The organism is Streptomyces sp. NPDC045701, from assembly GCF_056432045.1.
The window spans coordinates 287,331-311,070 of the sequence record NZ_JBWKJV010000001.1 but is presented as its reverse complement, the minus strand read 5'-3'; the positions used below and the strand labels follow the sequence as shown (position 1 = coordinate 311,070).

The following is a 23,740-nucleotide window of genomic DNA, read 5'->3' as shown; positions in this document are numbered from 1 at the left end:
GACCGACATCGAAGCCGGCCGACCCTGATCCCCGCTCCCGGAGGGTTTTTCCGTGCCGGCTGGAACGCTGTACCGCGGCCGGGAAGGCATGTGGTCGTGGGTGGCTCATCGAGTCACCGGCGTCCTCATCTTCTTCTTCCTGTTCGTACACGTGCTGGACACCGCTCTCGTCCGGGTCTCCCCCGAGGCCTACGACGAGGTCGTCGCCACCTACAAGACGCCGATCGTCGCGCTGCTGGAGTACGGCCTCGTGGCCGCCATCCTCTTCCACGCGCTCAACGGTCTTCGCGTGATCGCCGTGGACTTCTGGTCCAAGGGCACGCGCTACCAGAAGCAGATGCTCTGGTCCGTGATGGCCATCTGGTTCGTCCTGATGGTGGGCGCCCTCTACCCCGTGCTCGGCCACGCCGTACGCGAAGTGTTCGGGAGCTGATGTCCGAGATGTCCACTGACCTCACCAAGTCCGCCGTCGGCCCGGTCGAGGGCGAGAGCCTGTACGACGCCGACAACCCGGCTCCGTACATCGAGGCGCCCCGCAAGCGGACGGGGAAGACCCCGAAGTCGACCCGCGGCAACTTCGAGATGGCCGCGTGGCTCTTCATGCGGCTGTCGGGCATCGTGCTGGTCGTCCTCGTCATCGGCCACCTGCTGATCCAGCTCGTGCTGGACGGCGGCGTCTCCAAGATCGGCTTCGCCTTCGTGGCCGGTCGCTGGGCGTCCCCGTTCTGGCAGGTCTGGGACCTGCTGATGCTGTGGCTGGCGATGCTGCACGGCGCCAACGGCCTGCGTACCGTGATCAACGACTACGCCGAGCGCCCGAACACGCGCCTGTGGCTCAAGGGCCTGCTGTACACCGCCACGGTGTTCACCATCCTTCTGGGCACGCTGGTGATCTTCACCTTCGACCCGAACATCCGCTAGGCACGGGGCTGAGGAAATCCGCATGAAGATCCACAAGTACGACACCGTCATCGTCGGCGCCGGCGGCGCGGGCATGCGCGCCGCCATCGAGGCGACGAAGCGCAGCCGTACCGCCGTGCTGACGAAGCTCTACCCGACCCGCTCCCACACGGGCGCCGCGCAGGGCGGCATGGCCGCCGCGCTGGCGAACGTGGAGGAGGACAACTGGGAGTGGCACACCTTCGACACGGTCAAGGGCGGTGACTACCTGGTCGACCAGGACGCCGCCGAGATCCTGGCGAAGGAGGCCCTCGACGCCGTCCTCGACCTGGAGAAGATGGGCCTGCCGTTCAACCGGACCCCGGACGGCACCATCGACCAGCGCCGCTTCGGCGGCCACTCCCGCAACCACGGCGAGGCCCCGGTCCGCCGGTCCTGCTACGCCGCGGACCGCACCGGCCACATGATCCTCCAGACGCTGTACCAGAACTGCGTCAAGGAGGGCGTGGAGTTCTTCAACGAGTTCTACGTCCTGGACCAGCTGATCACCGAGGTCGACGGCGTCAAGAGGTCCGCCGGTGTGGTCGCCTACGAGCTGGCCACCGGCGAGATCCACGTCTTCCAGGCGAAGGCCGTGATCTACGCGTCCGGCGGCACCGGCAAGTTCTTCAAGGTGACCTCCAACGCGCACACCCTGACCGGTGACGGCCAGGCCGCCTGCTACCGGCGCGGCCTGCCGCTGGAGGACATGGAGTTCTTCCAGTTCCACCCGACGGGCATCTGGCGCATGGGCATCCTGCTGACGGAGGGCGCCCGCGGTGAGGGCGGCATCCTCCGCAACAAGGACGGCGAGCGCTTCATGGAGAAGTACGCGCCCGTCATGAAGGACCTCGCGTCGCGTGACGTCGTCTCGCGCTCCATCTACACGGAGATCCGCGAGGGCCGCGGCTGCGGTCCCGAGGGCGACCACGTCTACCTGGACCTCACCCACCTGCCGCCGGAGCAGCTGGACGCCAAGCTCCCGGACATCACCGAGTTCGCGCGGACGTACCTCGGCATCGAGCCCTACACGGACCCGATCCCGATCCAGCCGACCGCGCACTACGCCATGGGCGGCATCCCGACCAACGTCGAGGGTGAGGTCCTCAGCGACAACACCACCGTCGTGCCGGGCCTGTACGCCGCCGGCGAGGTCGCCTGCGTGTCGGTGCACGGCGCCAACCGCCTGGGCACCAACTCGCTGCTCGACATCAACGTCTTCGGCAAGCGCGCCGGCATCGCCGCCGCCGAGTACTCCGCCAAGGCCGACTACGTCGAGCTGCCGGAGGACCCCGCCTCCTTCGTACGGGAGCAGGTCGAGCGCCTCCGCAACTCCACCGGCAGCGAGCGGGTCTCGGTGCTGCGCAAGGAGCTCCAGGAGACGATGGACGCCAACGTGATGGTGTTCCGCACCGAGCAGACGATCAAGACGGCGGTCGAGAAGATCGCCGAGCTGCGCGAGCGGTACCGGAACGTGTCGATCCAGGACAAGGGCAAGCGGTTCAACACGGACCTGCTGGAGGCCATCGAGCTGGGCAACCTGCTCGACCTGGCCGAGGTCATGGCCGTCTCGGCGCTGGCCCGCAAGGAGTCCCGCGGCGGTCACTACCGCGAGGACTACCCGAACCGCGACGACGTCAACTTCATGCGCCACACCATGGCGTACCGCGAGGTGGGCGACGACGGCTCCCAGTCGATCCGTCTCGACTACAAGCCGGTCGTCCAGACCCGCTACCAGCCGATGGAGCGTAAGTACTGATGGCTACCCCGACCCTGGAGAAGCGGGAAGCCGGCTTCGCCGACTCCCCGTACATCACCGCCACCTTCCGGATCCGCCGCTACAACCCCGAGGTGTCGGAGCACGCGGTCTGGGAGGACTTCCAGATCGAGATCGACCCCAAGGAGCGCGTCCTCGACGCCCTCCACAAGATCAAGTGGGACGTCGACGGCTCGCTCACCTTCCGCCGCTCGTGCGCGCACGGCATCTGCGGCTCCGACGCGATGCGGATCAACGGCAAGAACAGGCTCGCCTGCAAGACGCTGATCAAGGACATCAACCCGGAGAAGCCCATCACGGTCGAGGCCATAAAGGGCCTGACGGTCCTCAAGGACCTGGTCGTGGACATGGAGCCGTTCTTCCAGGCGTACCGCGACGTGATGCCCTTCCTCGTCACCAAGGGCAACGAGCCGACGCGTGAGCGGCTCCAGTCCGCCGAGGACCGCGAGCGGTTCGACGACACCACCAAGTGCATCCTGTGCGCCGCGTGCACGTCGTCCTGCCCGGTGTTCTGGAACGACGGCCAGTACTTCGGTCCGGCCGCGATCGTCAACGCCCACCGCTTCATCTTCGACTCTCGCGACGAGGCCGGCGAGCAGCGGCTGGAGATCCTCAACGACAAGGACGGCGTGTGGCGCTGCCGCACCACGTTCAACTGCACGGACGCCTGCCCGCGCGGCATCGAGGTCACCAAGGCGATCCAGGAAGTGAAGCGCGCGCTGATCACGCGTCGCTTCTGAGCCTCCCGGCGCCCCGCCGAAGGGCCCGTTTCCTCACGGAAGCGGGCCCTTCGGCCTGTGCGTCGCCCGTACCGGTGGTTTGGCCGAACTAGGCGTAGACCGGATGGATGCCTGAGGCATGTAGTGGAGATCGGCAAACCGATTCCCGTCGCTTGCGAGGCCACCATGACGGAAGCCGTGGCGTTCCCCCAGGACCGCACGTGTCCCTACCACCCGCCCACCGCCTACCGGCCACTGCGCGAATCGCGGCCGCTGTCCCGCGTCACGCTCTACGACGGCCGGTCCGTATGGGTCGTCACCGGACACGCGGCCGCCCGCCGGCTGCTGTCCGACCAGCGGCTGTCCACCGACTCCACCAACGCGTCCTTCCCGCTCCCCACGGAGCGCTTCGCGGCCGTGCGCAGCCGCCGCCGTGCCGCCCTGCTGGGCGTGGACGACCCGGAGCACAACGCGCAGCGCCGGATGCTCATCCCGAGCTTCACGCTCAAGCGCACGGCCGACCTGCGGCCGCGCATCCAGCGGACGGTGGACGAGCTGATCGACGCGATGGTCGAGCAGGGACCGCCGGCCGAACTGGTGTCGGCCTTCGCCCTGCCGGTGCCGTCCATCGTCATCTGCGACCTGCTGGGCGTGCCGTACGCCGACCACGACTTCTTCGAGGAGCAGTCGCGCCGGCTGCTGCGCGGCCCGGCCGCGGAGGACATCGAGGACGCCCGCGAACAGCTGGAGGGCTATCTCGGCGATCTGGTGGAGCGGAAACGCGACAAACCCGGGGACGGTGTCATCGACGACCTGATCGCGCAGCAGCTCGCCCACGGCAACCTCGACAAACAGGAACTGATCGCGCTGACCACGATCCTGCTGGTGGCCGGCCACGAGACCACCGCGAACATGATCTCGCTCGGTACGTTCACCCTGCTCCAGCACCCGGAACAGTGGGCCGAGCTGAAGGCGGACCCGGAGCTGATGCCGGCCGCCGTGGAGGAGCTGCTGCGGTTCCTGTCGATCGCGGACGGCATGCTCCGGGTGGCCACCGAGGACATCGAGATCGACGGGGTGACCATCCGGGCGGACGAGGGCGTCGTCTTCTCGACGTCGGTCATCAACCGGGACACGTCCGCGTACGCCGAGCCGGACACGCTGGACTGGCACCGGTCGGCCCGCCACCACGTCGCGTTCGGCTTCGGCATCCACCAGTGCCTGGGCCAGAACCTGGCACGGGCGGAGATGGAGATCGCGCTGCGCACGCTCTTCGAGCGGCTGCCGGGGCTGCGACTGGCGGCGCCGGCCGAGGAGATCCCGTTCAAACCGGGGGACACGATCCAGGGAATGCTGGAACTCCCCGTCGCATGGTGAGGATGAACCCCATGGACATTCTGATCGACAAGGCCGTCTGCATCGGCGCGGGCCAGTGCGCCCTGACCGCGCCGGACGTGTTCACCCAGGACGACGACGGGTTCAGCGAGCTCGTCCCCGGGCGGGAGGACGGCGCCGGGAGTCCGCTGGTGCGGGAGGCGGCCCGGGCGTGCCCGGTGAGCGCCATCAAGGTGGCGCCCTAGGCCGGGGTACGGCGGGCCGGGCGGGCGGGCATCCCGGGGGGACAGGTCGGCTTGAACCTGTTCAAACCGAGGGGCTACAGTCAGGCTGCTCCAGCACCCTGAAGGACGTGAAGCACGTGACGGACGCCCAGGCACCGGAGCCCGCCCGGCCCGCCAAGGCCCCCAAGGCCGAGCAGACCCGCACCCTCATCCTCGAAACCGCGCTCCGGCTGTTCCAGGAGCGCGGTTACGACCGGACGACGATGCGGGCCATCGCCCAGGAGGCGGGCGTCTCCGTCGGCAACGCCTACTACTACTTCTCGTCCAAGGAACACCTGGTCCAGGGCTTCTACGACCGGCTCGCCGCCGAACACCTGGCCGCCGTCGAGCCCGTCCTGGCGGGCGACCGGGACCTGGCGGTACGGATCAGGGACACGCTGCTGACGTGGCTGGACGTGGCCGAGCCGTACCACCCGTTCGCCACCCAGTTCTTCAAGAACGCCGCCGACCCCGACAGCCCGCTCAGCCCCTTCTCGCCCGAGTCGGTCGCCGCCCGCGAGGCGGCCGTCGCCATCCAGGAACGGGTCCTGTCCGGCTCCGACACCAAGACCGCTCCGGAACTGGCCGGGCTCCTGCCGCACCTGATGTGGCTGGCGCAGATGGGGCTGGTGCTGTTCTGGGTGTACGACCGGTCGGCGGGCACCGAGCGCAGCCGCCGTCTCGTGGTCCGCACCGCGCCCCTCGTCGCACGGGCCGTCGCGCTGTCCCGGTTCCGGGTCCTGCGGCCGCTGGTGCGGCAACTGCACGAGGTGCTGGAGGAGTTCATGCCGGGCGCCGCGACCGGGGCGGCGGCTACGCCTGCTTCGACGCCAGCTCCACGAGCGTGATGTCGGACGGGGCGCCGACGCGGACGGGCGGCCCCCAGGCGCCCGCGCCCCGGGACACGTACAGCTGCGTGTCGCCGTACCGTTCCAGCCCGGCGACGGTGGGGTTGGCCAGCTCCGCGAGGAAGTTGCCGGGCCAGAGCTGACCGCCGTGGGTGTGGCCGGACAGCTGGAGGTCGACCCCGTGCGCCACGGCGTCGTGGATGACGACCGGCTGGTGCGCGAGCAGCACGGCGGCACGCGCCCGGTCGCGGTCGCCGAGCGCGGCGGCGAAGTCGGGGCCGTCGCCGTAGTTCTCGCCGGCGACGTCGTTGACGCCCGCCAGGTCGAACCCGGCGATCTCCACGCGCTCGTTGCGGAGCGGGCGCAGGCCCAGCTCGCGCACGTGGTCGACCCATTCCTCCGCGCCGGAGAAGTACTCGTGGTTGCCGGTCACGAAGAAGGAGCCGTCCCGGGCGCGGAGCCGCGCGAGGGGCTCCGCGGCGGGGCCGAGGTCCTCGACGCTGCCGTCGACCAGGTCGCCGACGACGGCCACCAGGTCGGGCTGGGTGGCGTTGATCGCGTCGACGATGCGCTGGGTGTGGGCGCGCCCCAGGATGGGCCCGAGGTGGATGTCGCTCACCACGGCTATCCGGTACCCGTGCGTCCCCCGGGCCAGCTTCGCGAGCGGCACGGTGACCCGCTTGACCCGGGGACCGCGCAGGACGCCGTACGTCCCGTACCCGACGGTCCCCAGCGCGGCGGCCGCGGCGGCGCCGCCGACGACGCGCGACACGAACAGCCGCCGGGACGGGCCGGTCGTCCCGGGGCCCTGCGCCGGACCGTCCTGCGCGGCGCCGCTCCCGGGCTCAGGCGCGCCGGACGGCGCGGACGGCGCGGCTCCGGCCGGTGCGGCGAGCGGCGCGGGCGCACCGGCCGTCGCCGCCACGGGCGCGGGCGACACGGGCGCGGGCACCGCGCCCGGGGCGGCGGCCGCCCGGCGGTCCAGGACCCGGCGCAGCAGGGGCCGGACCGCATCGCCCACCACCAGGGCCAGCACCACGTACAACAGCAGCGCCAGCCACAGGAAGCCCGGCCACGACACCACCTGCTGGAGCCGGAACGGCGCCCCGGCCCGGCCGGCCGTCAGCGCGCCGAGCGAGAGCAGAGGCAGCACAATCAGGGCGACGGTGCCCAGCCGCCGCGCCGTACCGCCCGGCGCCGTGACGTCGCGCACCAGGCGCCGCCACACGTACCAGTGCACGGCCCCCAGCAGGGCGACGACCACGACGAGCACCAGCGAGACGAGCAACACCGGCCCCTACCCCCTATTCGACGCGCGTGTCCCGGCGCGAAGCGCGGACACCACGCAACCCGATGACGCCCACCACCGTCCCCAGAACAAAGGACGTGATGGCGAGCAGCAGATGAACCCAGAAGTAGGCAGTCGGGTCGCCCGCGTCGTCGAAGGCGAGACCGCTCCCGTCGTTCCAGAGATTCTTGACGAAAGTGATCCAGATGAACCAGCTCCACACCCCGAAAGCGAGCAGGAACCAGGAGGCGGAGCGGCTGAGCTTCATGGACTCAGTATCGCCGCCGCCGGTCGGGGGTCTCCTGCGGGGTGTGGTGTCGGCCTCCCCCGGGGCCCCCTGTACGTTCACGACCGTGTCAGCTTTGAAGAAGACCGTCCTGACGGTCGCCGCCGCGCTGCTGCCCGTCCTCACCGCCGCTCCGGCCCTGGCGGCGCCGGGCCCCGACAAGGAGGACGCGCAGCCGAGGCCGCCCGCCCTCATGTCGACGGTCGGCGGGACGAAGCTCGGCAGGCCCGGCACACAGGTGAACCTCGCCCCCGGGGTGCCCGTACTGCCCAAGGAGGTCACGGGCCGCTCGTGGATCGTGGCGGACGCGGAGAGCGGGGCCGTGCTGGCCTCGCACAACGCCCACTGGCGGCTGCCCCCGGCCTCGACCCTGAAGATGCTGTTCGCCGACACCGTGCTGCCCAGGCTGCCCAAGTCGCGGTCCCACGTGGTGACGCCCGAGGAGTTGGCGAAGGTCGGCCCGGGCTCCAGCCTCGTCGGGGTCAAGGAGAAGCAGAGCTACACCGTCCACGACCTGTGGCTCGGCGTCTTCCTCCGCTCGGGCAACGACGCCGTGCACGTCCTGTCGTCGATGAACGGCGGCATCGGCAAGACGGTGCGGGACATGAACGCCCGCGCCGCCGAGCTCCAGGCACTCGACACGCATGTCGTCTCGCCCGACGGGTACGACGCCGCCGGTCAGCTCTCGTCCGCGTACGACCTCACGCTCATCGCCCGCAGCGGCATGCAGAACAAGGACTTCCGGGAGTACTGCTCCACTCCGCGCGCCAAGTTCCCCGGCGAGGTCAAGCCCGGGAACAAGAAGCGTTCGACGTTCGAGATCCAGAACACCAACCGGCTGCTGACCGGTGACTTCGGCGTCCCCGCCTACCAGGGCATCGCCGGGGTCAAGAACGGCAACACCACGCACGCGGGCGCCACCTTCACGGGTGTGGCCGAGCGGGGCGGCAAGGTGCTGCTGGTCACCGTCATGAACCCGTCGGCGAAGGAGGGCCACGCCGTCTACAAGGAGGCGGCCCGGCTGCTGGACTGGGGCTTCTCGGCGGCCGGGAAGGTGAAGCCGGTCGGCGAGCTGGTGCCGCCGAAGTCCGCCGAGACCGGGTCCGGGGAGAGCGAAGGGCAGACCGGCCCGGGCGGCGGCGACCAGGCGGCCGGTGACGGCGACGGCCGGGCGACGGTCGCGGCGGCGGGCGGCGGCGGGGCCGGGACGGCGCTGGCCGTGGCCGGCGGGGTGCTGGTGCTGCTGGCGGGCGGGTGGTTCCTGGTCAACCGGCGGTGGCCGCTTCCCGATCTCGTACGCCGTCGTCGTCAGCCGGGGTCCGGGAACGAGTAGCCGTCCAGGCGGCGCAGTACAGCAGCAGCTTGGCGGTGAAGTTGATCCACAGCAGGAGCGCGACGGGCACCCCGAACGCCCCGTACATCGACTTCGCCGCCACGCCTTTCATATAGCCCCCGAGCAGCAGCTTCAGCGCCTCGAAGCCGACCGCGCCGATCAGCCCGGCCACGACGAGGCGGCGGCGCGGCGGGTGGACGCCGGGCAGCAGCGTCAGGACGTACAGCAGGATCAGGAAGTCGGCGAGGACGGCGGCCGCCAGGGCGGCGGCCTGGAGGAGTACGCCGCCGGCGCCGCTGCCCGGGATGCCGAGCCGTTCGGCGGTCCGGCCGACGGCGGTGGAGCCCAGGCCGGAGGCGGCCAGCGAGGCCAGACCGGTCACGCCGAGGCCGAACAGGACGACCGCGTCCTTGCCCTTGCGGACGACGGGGTTGCCCTCGTCGCAGTCGTCGATCCCCCACACGGCCCGCAGGCAGTCGCGCATGGACCCCACCCAGCCGATGCCGGTGAACAGCAGCAGGGCGCCGGCGACGAGACCCACGGTGCCGGCGTTGGCGACGAGCGCGTCCAGATCGAGCTGTTCGGAGATGCCGGGCACCTGTTCGGCGAGCCGGTCCTCCAGGTCGCGCAGCCGGCGGTCGGTGAGGAGCGCGGCGCCCACGGCGGCGGCGACGGTGATCAGCGGGAACAGTGCCAGGAAGCTGATGAACGTGATGGCGGCCGCCAGGCGCGTCCAGTGGGCCTGGTCGAGGGTGTCGTACGAGCGCCAGGCGTGTGTACGCATCAGGCGCGCGACCCACGGGCCGAGGAGCGGGAGCTTGGTCAGCCAGTCCATGACGTGCCCCTACCCCGTGGGCCGAAGACGAGCGTGCGGGTGCCCCAGAAGCGCACGCAGGTGGCGAGGGCCATGCCCACGCCCAGCCCGGAGACGGTGTCGGCCAGCGGGGAGGTGAGCCCGAGCCCGTAGTGCGACACGCCGAGGCAGGCCAGCTGCACGGCGGCGCCCGCGAGGTTGACGCCGAAGAACGCCCCGTACTGGCGCAGGTGGAGGCTCCGGCGGCGGTACGTGCCCAGCGCGTTGCCGAGGTACGCGACGGTGCAGCCGGCGAGGAAGGCCAGCGCCTTGGCGGGGAGCGGGTCGAGGTGGGGCCGCAGCGCGAGGAAGAGCGCGAGGTCGGCGGCGTACGCGACACCGCCCACGAGCAGGAAACCGAGCGCCTCGCGCCTCACAGGTCGGCCACCGCCATCCCGTACATCGCCAGCCAGGCGAGCCCGATCACCGCGAGGGGGCGGTCGCGCAGGACGACGTCCTCGGGAGCGCCGGCGGTGCCGCGGTCGGCGAAGACGGCGTAGCGCAGGACGGCCAGGATGAACGCGATGGTGGAGAGCTGGCGCCAGGGGCCGCTGTGCTCCAGCGCCCAGAGGCAGTAGCCGAGCACCGCGACCCCGGCGGCGAGCTGCCACACGAAGCGGAGGTAGCCGGTGGTGTACTCGGTGAGCAGCACGCGCGTCTCGCCGCCGCGCCCGGCCATCTGGACGGCCTCGGAGTAGCGCTTGGCGGCGACCATGAAGAGGGCGCCGAAGCCGGTGGTGATGAGGAACCAGCGGGAGAGCGGGATGCCGAGCGCCACGCCGCCGATCATGGCGCGCATCACGAAGCCGGTGGTGACGACGGCGAGGTCGACGACCAGGACGTGCTTGAGGCGCAGGCAGTAGGCGAGTTGCATGACCAGGTACGCGGCCAGCAGCGCGGCCGTCAGGGTGTTGCACAGCACGGCGGCGCCGAACAGCGCCGCGAGCGCGAGGACGCCGCCGGTGCCGTACGCCACGGGGACGGGGACCTCCCCGGCGGCCACCGGGCGGCGGCACTTGACGGGGTGGGCGCGGTCGGCGTCGGCGTCGCGGGCGTCGTTGACGAGGTAGACGGCGGCCGCGGCGGCGGTGAACAGCAGGAAGACGATGCCGAGTTGCCAGGCGGTGTGCCGGGACACCAGTTGCCCGGCGGCGGCGGGCGCGGCGGCCACGAGCACGTTCTTCACCCACTGGCGGGGGCGCGCGGCCCGTACGAGCCCGAGCGGCAGCACGACCGCCTGGGACACCGGGCGGGTGACGGCCGCCGCGACGGTCGGCTCACCCACGGCGGGACCCGCCAGCGCGGAAACGATCCTTCAGCGTCGCCGGCGCCCACCGGGTGCCCGCCCGGGCCGTCGCGGCGCCCAGCAGCGCGCCGGCCACCACGTCGGCCGGATAGTGGACGCCCACCAGCAGGCGGGACAGGCACATCGCGGCGGCCACGGGGGCCGCCGCCCAGCGGGCGCCGGACCGCACCGCCGCGAACGCCAGTGCGGCGGCGGAGGCGGAGGCGGCGTGCGAGCTGGGGAACGAGTACCGCCCCACGACGGCCCGCAACGGCCCCCGCACCCGCGGACCGCCCCCCGTCCCCGGTGCCGCGCCCCCGCCGTCCCCGGCGCCCGCAGGGCCCCCGGTACCGGACCCGTCAAAGGACGCGGCGCGGCAGCCGTCGCCGCCGGTCACCGGACCGCCCTCGGCACCCGGCAGCGTCACCCGCACCGGCACGGCACCGGCACGGGACCCGACCGGGGGCGCAGCGCAGCAGCCGTTGCCCGTCACGGACACGGCACCGGCCAAAGCCTCGGACGCACCGCCGCCCCTGACGGCACCCGGCACGGGCGGAACCTCCGCGCCGGTGGACGCCGTCCCGTGGGCGGGCACCGCACCGGGGGGCGCGTCACCGGTCGGTGCCGGGCCGGGGGTGGGGCGGGGGCGGCGGACCAGGTGTTTCACGGCCGAGGCCGCCAGGTGCGCGCTGGCCGTCAGGGCCGTGGCGCGCAGCCAGGCGCCGCGGCGCGGGCGGTCGGCCGCGGCGGCGGCGAGGCCGGCCGCGAGCCAGAGCGCGGCGTGCTCGCCCGTGAGCGACAGCGTCCGCGCGGCCGCCGCCACCGCCGGCCTGCGGCGGCCGAACCCGTACAGCGCGTCCGACAGCCGACGATCGGCGTCCTCCCACCGGGTGCCCGCCTTGCGCATGCTCCGCCACCCTTTCGTCGTCCACGGACGACTCTGGCGCGCCGCACGCCGCAGGACGCGGCAATCTTTCATGACACTCGTTTAATCACCCATTTCGGCGAGCCGGGCGACTCAGCCGACAAACCGCACGAACAACGCAAGTGCGGCGATACGGTCGCATCCATGTCTGATGCCGAGACCCCCACCGAGCCGGCCGAGCCGGTGACCGGCTGGGGCCGCACCGCCCCGTCCGTCGCCCGGCTCATGCGCCCCCGCAGCTACGAGGAAGCAGCCGCCGCCGTCCGCGCCTGCGGCACGCGCGGGGGCATCGCCCGCGGCCTCGGCCGGGCGTACGGCGACGCGGCCCAGAACGCCGGCGGCGCCGTACTGGACATGACCGCCCTCGCCCGGATCCGCACCATCGACGCGGACGCCGGGCTCGTGGTGTGCGACGCGGGCGTGAGCCTGCACCGTCTGATGGAGGTGCTGCTGCCGCTCGGCTGGTTCGTCCCGGTCACCCCCGGCACCCGGTACGTCACCGTCGGCGGGGCCATCGGCGCCGACATCCACGGCAAGAACCACCACGTCTCGGGCTCCTTCAGCCGCCACGTACGCGCCTTCGACCTGCTCACCGCCGACGGCACGGTCCGCACCGTCCTCCCCGGCACCGACCTCTTCGACGCGACCACCGGCGGCATGGGCCTGACCGGGGTGATCCTCTCGGCGACGATCCAGCTGCTGCCCGTCGAGACGTCGCTGATGTCGGTGGACACCGAGCGCGCCACCGACCTCGACGACCTGATGGCGCGCCTCACCGCCAACGACCACGGCTACCGGTACTCCGTGGCCTGGATCGACCTGCTGGCGCGCGGGGCCGCCACCGGCCGGGCCGTCCTCACGCGCGGCGACCACGCCCCGTACGACGCCCTCCCCCGGCGGGCCCGGCGCGCCCCCCTGGCCTTCCGCCCCGGCCGGCTGCCGGCCGCCCCCGCCTTCGTCCCGGAAGGGCTGCTGAGCCGCCCGGCGGTCGGGCTGTTCAACGAGCTCTGGTACCGCAGGGCGCCCCGCCACCGCACCGGCGAACTCCAGCGGCTGTCCGCCTTCTTCCACCCCCTGGACGGGGTGCCGCACTGGAACCGGGTGTACGGGCGCGGCGGCTTCGTCCAGTACCAGTTCGTCGTCGGGTACGGGCGGGAGGACACCCTGCGCCGCATCGTGCGCCGGATCGCGCGCCGGGGCTGTCCTTCGTTCCTCGCGGTCCTGAAGCGGTTCGGCGAGGGCGACCCCGGCTGGCTGTCGTTCCCCATGCCGGGCTGGACGCTGGCGCTGGACGTCCCGGCCGGGCTCACCGGCCTCGGCGCGTTCCTCGACGAGCTCGACGAGGAGGTGGCGGGCGCGGGCGGGCGCGTCTACCTCGCCAAGGACTCCCGGCTGGGCCCGGAGGCGCTGCGCGCCATGTACCCGCGCCTGCCGGACTTCCTCGCCCTGCGCGCGGAGCTGGACCCGCGCTCGGTGTTCACCTCGGACCTCGCCCGCCGTCTCGGCCTGTAAGGAGTACGTCATGAAGGACGCCTTCGGCGCCCCCCAGTCCCTGCTCGTCCTCGGTGGTACGTCCGAGATCGGCCTCGCCACCTCCCGCCGCCTGATCGCGCGGCGTACCCGCACGGTCTGGCTGGCCGGCCGCCCCTCCCCCGCCCTGGACGCCGCCGCGGCCTCGCTGCGCGAGCTGCGTCCGGCGGAGGACGCGGTGACCGTCCGCACCGTCCCCTTCGACGCCCTGGACCCCGCCTCGCACGAGGAGACCCTGGGCAAGATCTTCGCGGAGGGCGACGTCGACATGGTGTTGCTCGCCTTCGGCGTCCTGGGCGACCAGGGGCGCGACGAGGCGGCGCCGCTCGCCGCCGTGCGCGTCGCCCAGACCAACTACACCGGTGCCGTGTCGGCCGGTCTGACCTGCGCCAACGCGCTGCGCGCCCAGGGGCACGGCTCGCTGGTCGTGCTGTCGTCGGTGGCCGGTGAGCGCGTGCGGCGGGCCAACTTCATCTACGGATCCAGCAAGGCGGGCCTGGACGCCTTCGCCCAGGGACTGGGCGACGCCCTGCACGGCTCGGGCGTCCACGTGATGGTCGTCAGGCCCGGCTTCGTACGGACGCGGATGACGGCCGGCCTCTCGGAGGCGCCGATGGCGACGACCCCGGAGGCGGTGGCGCACGCGATCGAGCAGGGGCTGTGGCGCCGTTCCGAGACGGTGTGGGTGCCGGGCGCGATGCGCCTGGTGATGTCGGCCCTCCGGCACGTGCCGCGCACGGTCTTCCGCCGCCTGCCGCTGTGAGGCCCCCGGCTCAGCGCGTGGTGGCCGGCTCGTCCACGGGCGACCCCTGGGCGGGCACGGACCGGGCCGGGCGGCCTGCGCCGAACTCGTACTCGGACAGCTTCCGCCACACCGCGTCGGGGCCCTGCTGGTACAGGGCGAAGGAGGCGACGGTCCACGACGCCTCGAAGTCGGCCAGCTCCTCGTACGCCCGGTCCATCGCCTCCTCGGCGATGCCGTGCGCCACCGTCACGTGCGGGTGGTACGGGAACTGCAGCTCCCGCTCCAGCGGTCCCGACGTGTCCCGGACCCGCTGCTGGAGCCAGGAGCAGGCCGCGGCGCCCTCCACGACCTGGACGAAGACGACCGGCGACAGCGGCCGGAAGGTGCCCGTGCCGGACAGCCGCATCGGGAACGACCGGCACGACGCCGCCACCTCGGCGAGGTGCGCCCGGACCACGGGCAGCCGCGCAGCGTCCACCTCGGTCGGCGGGAGCAGCGTGACATGCGTGGGGATGCCGTGCGCGGCGGGATCACCGAAGCCCGCGCGCCGCTCCTGGAGCAGGCTGCCGTAGGGCTCCGGGACCGCGATCGAAACGCCGAGCGTTACGGTCCCCACGTCGTTCTCCTCAAGTGTCGGTTCGGTCGTCGGTCGTCGTCGGTGTCCGCGGGCCGGCCGGCGGTCGCCGGCCGGCGGCCGTGTCGTCAGCCGCCAGTGTGGCGGCTGGACCCGTCGTGTGGCCAGAGTCGTTGGGCCCGCCACGGAGCGGCGCCGGTGGCACGCCGGCGCTCGCCCCGGTCTCAGTGCTTGGCGGGCAGGAAGCCCACCTTCCCGTAGGTCTGCGCGAGCGTCTCGCCGGCGACCGCGCGGGCCTTCTCCGCGCCCTTGGCCAGCAGCGAGTCCAGCGTCTCGGGATCGTCGAGGTATTCCTGGGTGCGGGTCCTGAACGGGGTGACGAAGTCGACCATGATCTCGGCGAGGTCGGTCTTCAGCGCGCCGTACATCTTGCCCTCGTAGCTCCGCACCAGGTCGGGGACGGAGGTGCCGGTGAGGGTGGACATGATCGTCAGCAGGTTGCTGACGCCCGGCTTGCCGGCGCGGTCGAATCGGATCACGGTGTCGGTGTCGGTCACGGCGCTCTTCACCTTCTTCGCGGTCGCCTTCGGCTCGTCCAGGAGGTTGATCAGGCCCTTCGGGGTGGAGGCCGACTTGCTCATCTTGACCGCCGGGTCCTGGAGGTCGTAGATCTTCGCCGTCTCCTTCAGGATGTACGGAGCCGGGACCGTGAACGTCTCACCGAAACGGGCGTTGAACCGCTCCGCGAGGTCGCGGGTGAGCTCGATGTGCTGGCGCTGGTCCTCACCGACCGGGACCTCGTTGGCCTGGTAGAGCAGGATGTCCGCGACCTGGAGGATCGGGTACGTGAACAGCCCGACCGTGGCGCGGTCCGCGCCCTGCTTGGCGGACTTGTCCTTGAACTGGGTCATGCGGGAGGCCTCGCCGAAGCCGGTGAGGCAGTTCATGACCCAGCCGAGCTGGGCGTGCTCCGGGACGTGGCTCTGGACGAAGAGCGTGCAGCGCTCGGGGTCGAGACCCGCGGCGAGCAGCTGGGCGGCGGCGAGCCGGGTGTTGGCACGCAGCTCCGCCGGGTCCTGCGGAACGGTGATCGCGTGCAGGTCGACGACCATGTAGAACGCGTCGTGGGACTCCTGCAGCGCGACCCACTGGCGGACCGCGCCGAGGTAGTTGCCGAGGTGGAACGAGCCGGCGGTGGGCTGGATCCCGGAGAGCACGCGAGGACGATCAGAGGCCATGTCCCTCATTCTCTCAGCTACCGCCGACAGGTCGGGAATCGTCCTGTGAGACGAGCGACACAGCGCCCTCCGCCCGGCGCCCCGGCCCCCGCCGGGGCGGGGGCGGGGGCCGGAGCAGGGGGTCAGGCGGGGATGCCGGGGGCGGGGTGGGCGGCCATCAGGTCGGCGACCTCGGAGCGGATCGCGGCCAGGGCGGGTTCGTCGCCGGTGCGGGCGGCGGTGACGCCCCGGTCGATCCAGCCGGCGACGGCCGCCATGTGCTCCGTACCGAGCCCGCGGGACGTGAGGGACGGGGTGCCGATACGGATGCCCGAGGGGTCGAAGGGCTTGCGGGGGTCGTAGGGGACGGTGTTGTAGTTCACGACGATCCCCGCCCGGTCCAGGGCCTTCGCGGCGACCTTGCCCGGTACGTCCTTGCGCGTGAGGTCCATCAGGATCAGGTGGTTGTCCGTACCGCCCGAGACCAGGTCGAAGCCGCGGGCCAGGAGTTCCGCGGCGAGCGCCCGGGCGTTGGCGACGACCTGGTGCGCGTAGGCCGTGAAGGACGGCTGGGCCGCCTCGTGGAGCGCGACGGCGATGGCGGCGGTGGTCTGGTTGTGCGGGCCGCCCTGGAGGCCGGGGAAGACGGCCTTGTCGACGGCCTTGGCGTGCTCCTCGCGGCACATGAGCATCGCGCCGCGCGGGCCGCGCAGGGTCTTGTGCGTGGTCGTGGAGATCACGTCGGCGTGCGGCACCGGCGAGGGGTGGGCGCCGCCCGCGATCAGGCCGGCGATGTGGGCCACGTCGGCGACGAGGACGGCGCCCGCCTCGCGGGCGATCCCGGCGAAGGCGGCGAAGTCGATGGTCCGGGGCAGGGCGGTGCCGCCGCAGAAGATGACCTTGGGCCGCTCCTTGAGTGCGAGGTCGCGCACCTCGTCGAAGTCGATGAGCCCGGTGTCGTGGCGTACGCCGTACTGGACGCCGCGGAACCAGCTGCCGGTCGCGGAGACGCCCCAGCCGTGGGTGAGGTGACCGCCCATCGGCAGGGCCATGCCCATCACGGTGTCGCCGGGCTGGGCGAAGGCGAGGTAGACGGCGAGGTTGGCCGGGGAGCCGGAGTAGGGCTGGACGTTGGCGTGGTCGACGCCGAACAGGGCCTTGGCGCGGCCGACGGCGAGCCGCTCGACCTGGTCGATGTTCTGCTGGCCCTCGTAGTAGCGCCGGCCCGCGTAGCCCTCGCTGTACTTGTTCTGCAGGACCGTCCCGGACGCCTCCAGCACCGCCCGGGAGACGTAGTTCTCGCTGGGGATCAGCCGCAGGGTGTCGGCCTGGAGCCGCTCCTCCGCGCCGACGAGCGCGGCGAGTTCGGGATCGGCGGTGGCGAGGGCGGGGTGGTGGGCGGGCAGCGGAAGGCTGGTCATGGCGTCCTCCAGGGGGCCGGCAGCACGGACGAGGTCGTGGGGTGCCCAGGCGGGCGGCACCCTCGTGTGGTCTGCCGCGCACGGCTCCCCCGGGGTCGCTTCCCCGTACGCCAGTCGCCGCGCGTACCGGTCACCCTAGCGGCCACCCCCGCAGCGAGGTTTCCCCGTCCGCATGGCGAGCGACGATAGAAAGGGGCGCCACCACCGCCCCACGCCGCAGGACGAACGGAGATCCCGTGTCGAGCACACAACAGGCGATCGCTTCCGCGGAGGCGCACAGCGCGCACAACTACCACCCGTTGCCCGTCGTCGTCTCCTCGGCGGACGGTGCCTGGATGACCGACGTCGAGGGGCGCCGTTACCTCGACATGCTCGCCGGCTACTCGGCGCTCAACTTCGGGCACGGCAACCGCCGGCTCATCGAGGCCGCGAAGGCGCAGCTGGACCGGGTGACCCTGACGTCCCGGGCGTTCCACCACGACCGGTTCGCGGACTTCTGCGCGCGGCTCGCCGAGTTCTGCGGCATGGAGATGGTGCTGCCGATGAACACCGGGGCGGAGGCGGTGGAGACCGCCGTGAAGACCGCCCGCAAGTGGGGGTACCGCGTCAAGGGCGTACCGGACGGCATGGCGAAGATCATCGTCGCGGCGGACAACTTCCACGGCCGTACGACCACGATCGTCAGCTTCTCCACCGACCCCGAGGCGCGGGCGGACTACGGCCCCTACACGCCCGGGTTCGAGATCGTGCCGTACGGCGACCTCGCGGCGATGGACCTGGCCATGACGGAGAACACCGTGGCCGTGCTGCTGGAGCCCATCCAGGGCGAGGCGGGGGTGCTGGTGCCCCCGGCCGGGTACCTGCCGGCGGTCCGCGAGCTGACCCGGCAGCGGGACGTGCTGTTCATCGCGGACGAGATCCAGTCGGGCCTGGGCCGCACGGGCCGCACGTTCGCGTGCGAACACGAGGACGTCGTCCCGGACATGTACGTGCTGGGCAAGGCGCTGGGCGGCGGTGTCGTCCCGGTGTCGGCGGTCGTGTCGAGCGCGGCGGTGCTGGGCGTGCACCGGCCGGGCGAGCACGGCTCGACGTTCGGCGGCAACCCGCTGGCGTGCGCGGTGGCGCTGGAGGTGCTGGCGATGCTGCGCACCGGCGAGTACCAGCAGCGGGCGGCCGAGCTGGGCGACCACCTCCACCACGAGCTGGGGCTCATGGTCGGCGGCGGCGCCGTGGAGGCCGTGCGCGGCCGCGGCCTGTGGGCGGGCGTGGACGTCGTGCCGAGCCTGGGCACGGGCCGGGAGATCTCGGAGAAGCTGATGGAGCGGGGGGTCCTGGTGAAGGACACCCACGGCTCCACGATCCGGATCGCCCCGCCCCTGGTGATCGGCAAGGAGGACCTGGACTGGGGTCTGGAGCAGCTGCGGCAGGTGCTCCGCTGACGACCCGTACGCGCGCCATGACCCGACGGTGCGGGGCGCGACGCCCCGACCGTGCCGGGCCGCTGCGTACGGCAGGGCGCGGCGGCCCCGGCTCGGGGCGCCGCGCCCGTCAGGGCAGCGCCCGGCAGAGGGCGTCGAGGGCCCCGGACCAGGCGCTGTCCGTCGGGGTGGCGTAGCCGACGACCAGGGCGTCGCTGCCGGGCGGGACCGCCGGGTGGCGGAAACGGTCCAGACCCTGGACGGCGAGGCCGTGCCAGGACGCGGCCTGCACGACGGACCGCTCGGTGCCGGGCGGGAGCTCCAGCACGGCGTGGAGGCCGGCCGCGATGCCGCTCACGCGGATGTCCGGCGCCCGCTCGGCGAGCGCGGCCACGAGCTGATCGCGCCGCCGGCGGTAGCGCAGCCGCATGCCGCGTACGTGCCGGTCGTACGCGCCGGAGCGGATGAACTCGGCGAGCGTCAGCTGGTCCAGCGCGCTCGACACCCACTCGGCGTGGCCCTTCGCCGCCAGCACGTCCCCCACCAGGTCCTCGGGCAGCACCATCCAGCCCAGCCGCAGCCCGGGCGTCAGGGACTTGCTCGCCGTACCGAGGTAGACCACGCGCTCGGGGTCCAGGCCCTGGAGGGCGCCGACCGGCTGGCGGTCGTAGCGGAACTCGCCGTCGTAGTCGTCCTCCAGGATCAGCGCGCCCGTCCGCCGCGCCCAGTCCACGGCGGCGGCGCGCCGGTCCGGCGGCAGCGCGCCCCCGAGGGGGAACTGGTGCGCGGCAGTGATCAACAGCGCGCCCTGCCGGTCCAGTTCGCCGGTGCGCGTGCCGCGTTCGTCGTAGGGCAGCGGCGGCGTGTCCAGGCCCGCCCCGGTGAGCAGGTTCCAGTGGATGTCCAGCCCGTACGACTCCACGGCGACGTCCCGCACCGTCCGGCCGCGCAGCACCTGCGCCATCAGCCGCAGCCCGTGGACGAAACCGGAGCAGATGACGATGCGGTCGGGGTCCGCGTGCACGCCCCGGGACCTCGCCAGGTAGTCGGCGAGGACGGCGCGCAGCTCGACGCGGCCGTGCGGTTCGCCGTAGCCGAGCGCCTCGTGCGGGGCTGACGTCAGCGCGCGGCGGGCCGCCTTGAGCCACTCGCCGCGCGGGAAGGACCCGAGGTCCGGTGTGCCGGGGTGCAGGGTGTGCGTCGCGCCGCCCCTGCGGGCGGGCGGGCGCCGGGGCGGTACCGGTGCGGCGGGCGCGCCCCCGCGCGCCGGGGCGCGGTGCCCAGCGGCGGGGCCGGGGCGCGGGGCGGCGCGCCGGGCCACCCGGGTGCCGGAGCCCTGCCGGGCCGTGAGCCAGCCCTCGGCGACGAGTTCGGCGTACGCGTCGGCGACCGTGTTGCGGGCGACGCCCAGGTCGGCGGCGAGGGACCGGGAGGACGGCAGTCGCGTCCCCGGTGCCAGCCGACCGGTCCTGACGGCCTCGCGCAGCGCCTCCATCAGGCCGGACCGCAACCCCGGGCCCCGGATCTCCAGGTGCAGGTCGGCGCCGAAAGTGGCCCAGGAATCCGTCATGGAAGTGGACCATACCGGTGCGCCACACGGCCCGTACGGTCGTAGCCATGACGACGCAGACACAGACACCGACGCAGACGGCCGGGTACGCGGCCGAGCACACTCCCCGGCTCGCCTGGTCCGAGCACGCGCCCGAGGTGTTCAAGGCCATGGTCCGGCTGGACGCCGCCGCCCGGCAGGGCCTCGACCCCGTCCTGCTCGAACTGGTGAAGATCCGCACCTCGCAGCTCAACCACTGCGCGTACTGCCTGGACATGCACACCAAGGACGCCCTGGCGGCCGGCGAGTCGGTCGAGCGGATCGTCCAGCTCAGCGCATGGGAGGAGTCGCGCCACTTCTACACGGAGAAGGAGCTGGCGGCGCTCCGGCTCACCGAGGCCGTCACGGTCCTGACGGACGGTTTCGTCCCCGACGAGGTGTACGAGCGGGCCGCGGAGCAGTTCGACGAGAAGGAACTGGCCCAACTGATCGCCGCGATCAACGTGATCAACGCCTGGAACCGGTTCGCCGTCACCAGCCGCATGGTGCCGGGCCACTACACGCCCGGTCAGTTCAAGGGCCGCGCCACGTGACGGACGCCGCCGGGGCCTTCCGCGCCCTGCACCACGGCCGCGCCCCCGAGGACCCCCTGGTCCTCCCCGGCCCGTGGGACGCGGCGAGCGCCCGCGCCTTCGAGGAGGCCGGCTTCCCGGCCCTCGCCACGCCGTCCGCGGGGGTGGCCGCGTCGCTCGGGTACGAGGACGGGGCCACGCCCGCCGACGAGATGTTCGCCGCCGTGGCCCGGATCGCCCGGTCGGTTTCCGTCCCGGTGTCGGCGGACGTGGAGGGCGGTTACGGCCTCGCGCCGAAGGAACTGGTCGCCCGCGTCCTGGACTCCGGCGCGGTCGGCGTCAACCTGGAGGACTCGCGGGACGGCATCCTGGAGGACCCGCGCGCGCACGCCGACCGGCTGGCGGAGGTACGGGCGGCGGCGGGCGGCGCGCTGTTCGTCAACGCCCGCGTGGACAGCTTCCTGCGGGGCGTCGCCGATCCGGAGGAGGCGATCGCCCGGGCGCGCCTGTACGTCGAGGCGGGCGCCGACTGCGTCTACCCCATCGGCGTCCCGCCGGAGCACATCCCGCTGCTCCGCTCGCGGGTCGAGGGGCCGTTGAACGTGGCGCCCTTCCCCGGCAGCCCGCCGGTCCGGGAGCTGGGGCGGCTGGGCGCCACGCGCGTCACCTTCGGCCCCGGGCTGCTGCACCGCGCGATGGCGGCGGTGCGGGACATCGCCGATCAGGTGCGGCGCAGCTCGTAGACGGCGCTGTCCTCGCCGTCGGCGGCCCGGGTGAAGCCTGCGCGGGTGACGACCCGGTGCGAGGGCGTGTTGCCGTGGTCGACCACGGCGCGCAGCACGGCCGTCCCCGGGCGGGCGAACGCCCATCCGGCGAGGGCGCGCAGGGCCTCGGTGGCGTAGCCGTTGCCGCGCGCGCCCTCCACCACGTCGTACCCGATCTCGGCGCGGCCGCCGGCGTCGGGGGCGGCGTGGAAGCCGATGGCGCCCACCGCGCGGCGGTCGACGGCGCGGACGATGGCGTAGGGGCCCCAGCCGGGGCGGTACGTCCCCGCCTCGTGCGCCTCGGCCACCAGCCGGCCCGCGATCCGGGTGTTCTCCGGGGGGCCGCCGTCCGCCCAGGTGAAGCCGCCGTCGCCGCCGTCGTGCAGGTCGGCCCCGATGTTCGGGGACACCTCGCACAGCCAGAGGCGCGCGGACCGGACCGGCTCGTTGTACCAGCGCCAGACCGCCTGCCGCGGCAGGCCGTCCAGATCGGTGCGGCCGGTGGCCCACAGCAGGGTCCGCCACGGGTCGCCGGTGCGCGGCACATGCGGGAAGAGGCGGTCCAGGACGCGGGCGCACAGCTCCCCGGGCGCCCGCTGGTCGGGCACGCCGTGGGCGCGGAGGATGTCGTGGGTGTGCACCAGCGCCTCGACGACGCCCATCGCCGCGAAGCCGTCGGCCCCGGCGGTGCCGCAGGGGTGCCAGGCCCGTACGCCGCCGGGGGTGGTGCGGACGGCGGCGGACAGGAGCCCGCCGGTCGCCCCGAGGACCCGGACCAGCCCGGCGGGGCCGGTACCGGGCCGCGCGACGACGCCGACGGGCAGGTAGGTGTCGGTGACGCGGCCGGTCAGCTGGGCGGCGTAGCCGACGAAGTCGCCCGCCAGGTGGACGGCCGTCTCGTGGCAGCTCCACTCCAGCCCGGCCGCCGGCCCGGACCAGTCCCGGTCCGCCACGCCCCCCAGCGCGCGGACGGTGAGCGCGACCGCCTCGTCGAGGTCCTCCGCCCCGACGTCGGGTGCCCCGGTTCCCCGTGCCCCCGCCGTGGTCGCCATGGTGCCGACCCTAGGGGACTGCGCCCGCCGGGACCAGCGAGTCCGGCCGTCCCGTGACGGGGGGGGCGGCATGGGCGTGCACGGCGACCCGCCGCCCCGGGCCCCACTCCTGGTGCCCGGTGCCGAGCCGCCGCCGGCCGAGCCGTTCGTACAGCGCGATGGCCGCCGTGTCGCGGGGGACGACGTCCGGGACGGGGTGCGGCCCCCGCGTCCGCGAGGCCGTCCACGGTGAGCCACCCGGACGGGTCGGCGGGCCAGTCGGCCGGGTAGCCGTCGTGTGCGTGCGCGCCGGCCAGGACGCGGACGCACCCCCCGATATCCGCTGGGCCCCGCGGCCGTAGGTGATCCATCCTGAGGTACAAACACAGTCGGCTGCACCGCACTTGAAGGGGATCCTCCCGTGACCACCGAACGCGTCGGCCCTCCGCTGGCAGGTGACGAGCGCGCGATGCTGCGCGGTTTTCTGGACTACCACCGCGCCACCCTCGCCATGAAGTGCGACGGCCTGTCCGACGAGGACCTGCGGCGCCGTTCCATGCCCCCGTCGGCGCTCTCCCTGCTGGGTCTGGTCCGGCACATGGCGGAGGTGGAGCGCGCCTGGTTCCGCCGGACCATCGGCGGTGAGGACGTCCCGCTGGTGTGGTCGCCCGACGGTGACTACCAGGTGGCGTACGACCCGGCGGGGTCGACGCGGTCCGAGGCGTTCGCCGCCTGGGAGGCGGAGGTCGCGCACGCGCGCCGGATCGAGGCGTCCGCCGCGTCGCTGGACGTCACGGGCCGCAACGCCCGCTGGAACGTCGAGGTGTCCCTGCGCCACGTCATGCTGCACCTGATCCACGAGTACGCCCGCCACAACGGCCACGCCGACCTGCTCCGGGAGGGCGTGGACGGCACGGTCGGTGCGTGACGGGCCCGACCGGGCGGGGCGGGTACGTCGCGGGCGCGGCCCGGGGCCGGTACCCCGGCGCGGACGCGGTGACCGCCGGGGCCGCCGGCGCGGAGTCGCTCGCCGCCGGTCGATGCCCCGAGAGCACATAGTGGCTTTTG

26 protein-coding genes and 1 riboswitch are annotated in these 23,740 nt (G+C 73.2%); of the genes, 15 read left to right on the top strand and 11 right to left on the bottom strand.

What is annotated here, in order from left to right; genetic code table 11:
- The first annotated feature begins 52 nt into the window (after window positions 1-52).
- From sdhC to AC07DW_RS01535, 7 genes are all read left to right on the top strand, one after another.
- Window positions 53-433, top strand: a complete 381-nt coding sequence (gene sdhC / locus AC07DW_RS01565; RefSeq protein ID WP_189550766.1) for a succinate dehydrogenase, cytochrome b556 subunit — start codon at window positions 53-55, stop codon at window positions 431-433.
- 8 nt (window positions 434-441) lie between these two features.
- Complete coding sequence (locus tag AC07DW_RS01560) at window positions 442-921, top strand: succinate dehydrogenase hydrophobic membrane anchor subunit (protein WP_478855576.1); 480 nt, start codon at window positions 442-444, stop codon at window positions 919-921.
- Window positions 922-943: 22 nt separating this feature from the next.
- On the top strand, window positions 944-2,698 hold the full coding sequence (sdhA, locus tag AC07DW_RS01555) for a succinate dehydrogenase flavoprotein subunit (protein ID WP_478855575.1): 1,755 nt from the start codon (window positions 944-946) through the stop codon (window positions 2,696-2,698).
- Window positions 2,698-3,456: a succinate dehydrogenase iron-sulfur subunit gene (locus AC07DW_RS01550; protein ID WP_403855161.1), complete on the top strand. Its 759-nt coding sequence runs from the start codon at window positions 2,698-2,700 to the stop codon at window positions 3,454-3,456. The genes sdhA and AC07DW_RS01550 overlap by 1 nt, the downstream gene beginning before the upstream one ends.
- A 165-nt stretch (window positions 3,457-3,621) precedes the next feature.
- Window positions 3,622-4,812 carry a cytochrome P450 gene (locus tag AC07DW_RS01545; RefSeq protein WP_478855574.1) on the top strand — a complete coding sequence of 397 codons (1,191 nt, stop codon included), beginning with the start codon at window positions 3,622-3,624 and terminating at the stop codon, window positions 4,810-4,812.
- An 11-nt stretch (window positions 4,813-4,823) separates the two neighbouring features.
- Complete coding sequence (locus AC07DW_RS01540; protein WP_478855573.1) at window positions 4,824-5,015, top strand: ferredoxin; 192 nt, start codon at window positions 4,824-4,826, stop codon at window positions 5,013-5,015.
- Between the two features lie 107 nt (window positions 5,016-5,122).
- Complete coding sequence (locus tag AC07DW_RS01535; RefSeq protein WP_478855572.1) at window positions 5,123-5,881, top strand: TetR/AcrR family transcriptional regulator; 759 nt, start codon at window positions 5,123-5,125, stop codon at window positions 5,879-5,881.
- On the opposite strand, the gene AC07DW_RS01530 is transcribed toward AC07DW_RS01535, so the two are convergent.
- Window positions 5,847-7,172: a metallophosphoesterase gene (locus AC07DW_RS01530; protein ID WP_478855571.1), complete on the bottom strand. Its 1,326-nt coding sequence runs from the start codon at window positions 7,170-7,172 to the stop codon at window positions 5,847-5,849. The genes AC07DW_RS01535 and AC07DW_RS01530 overlap by 35 nt on opposite strands.
- A gap of 13 nt (window positions 7,173-7,185) precedes the next feature.
- The gene (locus AC07DW_RS01525) at window positions 7,186-7,437 is read right to left on the bottom strand and encodes an SCO4848 family membrane protein (RefSeq protein ID WP_064068161.1); all 252 of its coding nucleotides are present in this window, start codon (window positions 7,435-7,437) and stop codon (window positions 7,186-7,188) included.
- A gap of 85 nt (window positions 7,438-7,522) precedes the next feature.
- Between AC07DW_RS01525 and AC07DW_RS01520 the strand changes: the two genes are divergently transcribed.
- Complete coding sequence (locus tag AC07DW_RS01520; protein WP_478855570.1) at window positions 7,523-8,788, top strand: D-alanyl-D-alanine carboxypeptidase family protein; 1,266 nt, start codon at window positions 7,523-7,525, stop codon at window positions 8,786-8,788.
- Here the strand turns inward: AC07DW_RS01520 and AC07DW_RS01515 are convergent.
- From AC07DW_RS01515 to AC07DW_RS01500, 4 genes are read right to left on the bottom strand one after another with little or no spacing between them, the layout of a single operon-like run.
- Window positions 8,721-9,623 carry a YihY/virulence factor BrkB family protein gene (locus tag AC07DW_RS01515; RefSeq protein WP_478855569.1) on the bottom strand — a complete coding sequence of 301 codons (903 nt, stop codon included), beginning with the start codon at window positions 9,621-9,623 and terminating at the stop codon, window positions 8,721-8,723. The genes AC07DW_RS01520 and AC07DW_RS01515 overlap by 68 nt on opposite strands.
- Window positions 9,611-10,018 (bottom strand): GtrA family protein, encoded by a 408-nt coding sequence (locus AC07DW_RS01510; protein ID WP_478855568.1) that lies wholly within the window; start codon window positions 10,016-10,018, stop codon window positions 9,611-9,613. The genes AC07DW_RS01515 and AC07DW_RS01510 overlap by 13 nt, the downstream gene beginning before the upstream one ends.
- A complete protein-coding gene (locus AC07DW_RS01505) occupies window positions 10,015-10,926 on the bottom strand; it encodes a decaprenyl-phosphate phosphoribosyltransferase (RefSeq protein ID WP_478855567.1) in 912 nt (303 codons plus the stop codon). Before AC07DW_RS01505 ends, AC07DW_RS01510 begins: the two co-directional genes overlap by 4 nt.
- On the bottom strand, window positions 10,919-11,833 hold the full coding sequence (locus tag AC07DW_RS01500; RefSeq protein ID WP_478855566.1) for a phosphatase PAP2 family protein: 915 nt from the start codon (window positions 11,831-11,833) through the stop codon (window positions 10,919-10,921). The genes AC07DW_RS01505 and AC07DW_RS01500 overlap by 8 nt, the downstream gene beginning before the upstream one ends.
- Before the next feature lie 162 nt (window positions 11,834-11,995).
- Between AC07DW_RS01500 and AC07DW_RS01495 the strand changes: the two genes are divergently transcribed.
- Together AC07DW_RS01495 and AC07DW_RS01490 are read left to right on the top strand one after the other, a co-directional pair.
- Window positions 11,996-13,363, top strand: a complete 1,368-nt coding sequence (locus AC07DW_RS01495; protein ID WP_478855565.1) for an FAD-binding protein — start codon at window positions 11,996-11,998, stop codon at window positions 13,361-13,363.
- Between the two features lie 10 nt (window positions 13,364-13,373).
- Window positions 13,374-14,144 carry a decaprenylphospho-beta-D-erythro-pentofuranosid-2-ulose 2-reductase gene (locus AC07DW_RS01490; protein ID WP_478855564.1) on the top strand — a complete coding sequence of 257 codons (771 nt, stop codon included), beginning with the start codon at window positions 13,374-13,376 and terminating at the stop codon, window positions 14,142-14,144.
- A 10-nt stretch (window positions 14,145-14,154) separates the two neighbouring features.
- Here AC07DW_RS01490 and AC07DW_RS01485 read toward each other — a convergent pair whose 3' ends face one another.
- The 3 genes from AC07DW_RS01485 to AC07DW_RS01475 form a co-directional block, all read right to left on the bottom strand.
- Window positions 14,155-14,742, bottom strand: coding sequence for a 2'-5' RNA ligase family protein (locus AC07DW_RS01485; RefSeq protein WP_478855563.1), 588 nt, complete (start codon window positions 14,740-14,742; stop codon window positions 14,155-14,157).
- Window positions 14,743-14,924: 182 nt separating this feature from the next.
- A complete protein-coding gene (gene trpS, locus AC07DW_RS01480; protein ID WP_478855562.1) occupies window positions 14,925-15,938 on the bottom strand; it encodes a tryptophan--tRNA ligase in 1,014 nt (337 codons plus the stop codon).
- Between the two features lie 122 nt (window positions 15,939-16,060).
- Window positions 16,061-17,338, bottom strand: coding sequence for a serine hydroxymethyltransferase (locus AC07DW_RS01475; protein WP_478855561.1), 1,278 nt, complete (start codon window positions 17,336-17,338; stop codon window positions 16,061-16,063).
- Window positions 17,339-17,374: 36 nt separating this feature from the next.
- Window positions 17,375-17,466, bottom strand: a riboswitch (ZMP/ZTP riboswitch).
- Between the two features lie 108 nt (window positions 17,467-17,574).
- Here AC07DW_RS01475 and rocD point away from each other — a divergent pair.
- Window positions 17,575-18,777: an ornithine--oxo-acid transaminase gene (rocD, locus tag AC07DW_RS01470; RefSeq protein ID WP_478855560.1), complete on the top strand. Its 1,203-nt coding sequence runs from the start codon at window positions 17,575-17,577 to the stop codon at window positions 18,775-18,777.
- 109 nt (window positions 18,778-18,886) lie between these two features.
- Here the strand turns inward: rocD and pdxR are convergent, their stop codons facing one another.
- The gene (pdxR, locus tag AC07DW_RS01465; RefSeq protein WP_478855559.1) at window positions 18,887-20,326 is read right to left on the bottom strand and encodes a MocR-like pyridoxine biosynthesis transcription factor PdxR; all 1,440 of its coding nucleotides are present in this window, start codon (window positions 20,324-20,326) and stop codon (window positions 18,887-18,889) included.
- Between the two features lie 47 nt (window positions 20,327-20,373).
- On the opposite strand from pdxR, the gene AC07DW_RS01460 reads away from it, so the two are divergent.
- Entirely contained in the window at window positions 20,374-20,898 is a 525-nt protein-coding gene (locus AC07DW_RS01460; protein WP_478855558.1) for a carboxymuconolactone decarboxylase family protein, read from the top strand.
- Window positions 20,895-21,620, top strand: coding sequence for an isocitrate lyase/PEP mutase family protein (locus AC07DW_RS01455; protein WP_478855557.1), 726 nt, complete (start codon window positions 20,895-20,897; stop codon window positions 21,618-21,620). Before AC07DW_RS01460 ends, AC07DW_RS01455 begins: the two co-directional genes overlap by 4 nt.
- Here the strand turns inward: AC07DW_RS01455 and AC07DW_RS01450 are convergent.
- Window positions 21,599-22,693: a GNAT family N-acetyltransferase gene (locus tag AC07DW_RS01450; RefSeq protein ID WP_478855556.1), complete on the bottom strand. Its 1,095-nt coding sequence runs from the start codon at window positions 22,691-22,693 to the stop codon at window positions 21,599-21,601. The genes AC07DW_RS01455 and AC07DW_RS01450 overlap by 22 nt on opposite strands.
- Before the next feature lie 400 nt (window positions 22,694-23,093).
- On the opposite strand from AC07DW_RS01450, the gene AC07DW_RS01445 reads away from it, so the two are divergent.
- Both AC07DW_RS01445 and AC07DW_RS01440 read left to right on the top strand, forming a co-directional pair.
- Window positions 23,094-23,600, top strand: coding sequence for a DinB family protein (locus AC07DW_RS01445; RefSeq protein ID WP_478855555.1), 507 nt, complete (start codon window positions 23,094-23,096; stop codon window positions 23,598-23,600).
- Window positions 23,597-23,731 carry a hypothetical protein gene (locus tag AC07DW_RS01440; protein WP_478855554.1) on the top strand — a complete coding sequence of 45 codons (135 nt, stop codon included), beginning with the start codon at window positions 23,597-23,599 and terminating at the stop codon, window positions 23,729-23,731. Before AC07DW_RS01445 ends, AC07DW_RS01440 begins: the two co-directional genes overlap by 4 nt.
- The last annotated feature ends 9 nt before the right edge of the window (window positions 23,732-23,740 follow it).

Excerpts from the sequence above, each read along its gene's own strand:
- AC07DW_RS01560 (WP_478855576.1), top strand. The coding sequence starts at position 442 with ATGTCCACTGACCTCACCAAGTCCGCCGTCGGCCCGGTCGAGGGCGAG.
- AC07DW_RS01495 (WP_478855565.1), top strand. The coding sequence starts at position 11,996 with ATGTCTGATGCCGAGACCCCCACCGAGCCGGCCGAGCCGGTGACCGGC.
- sdhA (WP_478855575.1), top strand. The coding sequence starts at position 944 with ATGAAGATCCACAAGTACGACACCGTCATCGTCGGCGCCGGCGGCGCG.
- AC07DW_RS01515 (WP_478855569.1), bottom strand. The coding sequence starts at position 9,623 with ATGGACTGGCTGACCAAGCTCCCGCTCCTCGGCCCGTGGGTCGCGCGC.
- AC07DW_RS01490 (WP_478855564.1), top strand. The coding sequence starts at position 13,374 with ATGAAGGACGCCTTCGGCGCCCCCCAGTCCCTGCTCGTCCTCGGTGGT.
- AC07DW_RS01475 (WP_478855561.1), bottom strand. The coding sequence starts at position 17,338 with ATGACCAGCCTTCCGCTGCCCGCCCACCACCCCGCCCTCGCCACCGCC.
- AC07DW_RS01500 (WP_478855566.1), bottom strand. The coding sequence starts at position 11,833 with ATGCGCAAGGCGGGCACCCGGTGGGAGGACGCCGATCGTCGGCTGTCG.
- AC07DW_RS01460 (WP_478855558.1), top strand. The coding sequence starts at position 20,374 with ATGACGACGCAGACACAGACACCGACGCAGACGGCCGGGTACGCGGCC.
- AC07DW_RS01540 (WP_478855573.1), top strand. The coding sequence starts at position 4,824 with ATGGACATTCTGATCGACAAGGCCGTCTGCATCGGCGCGGGCCAGTGC.
- AC07DW_RS01450 (WP_478855556.1), bottom strand. The coding sequence starts at position 22,693 with ATGGCGACCACGGCGGGGGCACGGGGAACCGGGGCACCCGACGTCGGG.
- AC07DW_RS01545 (WP_478855574.1), top strand. The coding sequence starts at position 3,622 with ATGACGGAAGCCGTGGCGTTCCCCCAGGACCGCACGTGTCCCTACCAC.
- pdxR (WP_478855559.1), bottom strand. The coding sequence starts at position 20,326 with ATGACGGATTCCTGGGCCACTTTCGGCGCCGACCTGCACCTGGAGATC.
- AC07DW_RS01525 (WP_064068161.1), bottom strand. The coding sequence starts at position 7,437 with ATGAAGCTCAGCCGCTCCGCCTCCTGGTTCCTGCTCGCTTTCGGGGTG.
- trpS (WP_478855562.1), bottom strand. The coding sequence starts at position 15,938 with ATGGCCTCTGATCGTCCTCGCGTGCTCTCCGGGATCCAGCCCACCGCC.
- AC07DW_RS01550 (WP_403855161.1), top strand. The coding sequence starts at position 2,698 with ATGGCTACCCCGACCCTGGAGAAGCGGGAAGCCGGCTTCGCCGACTCC.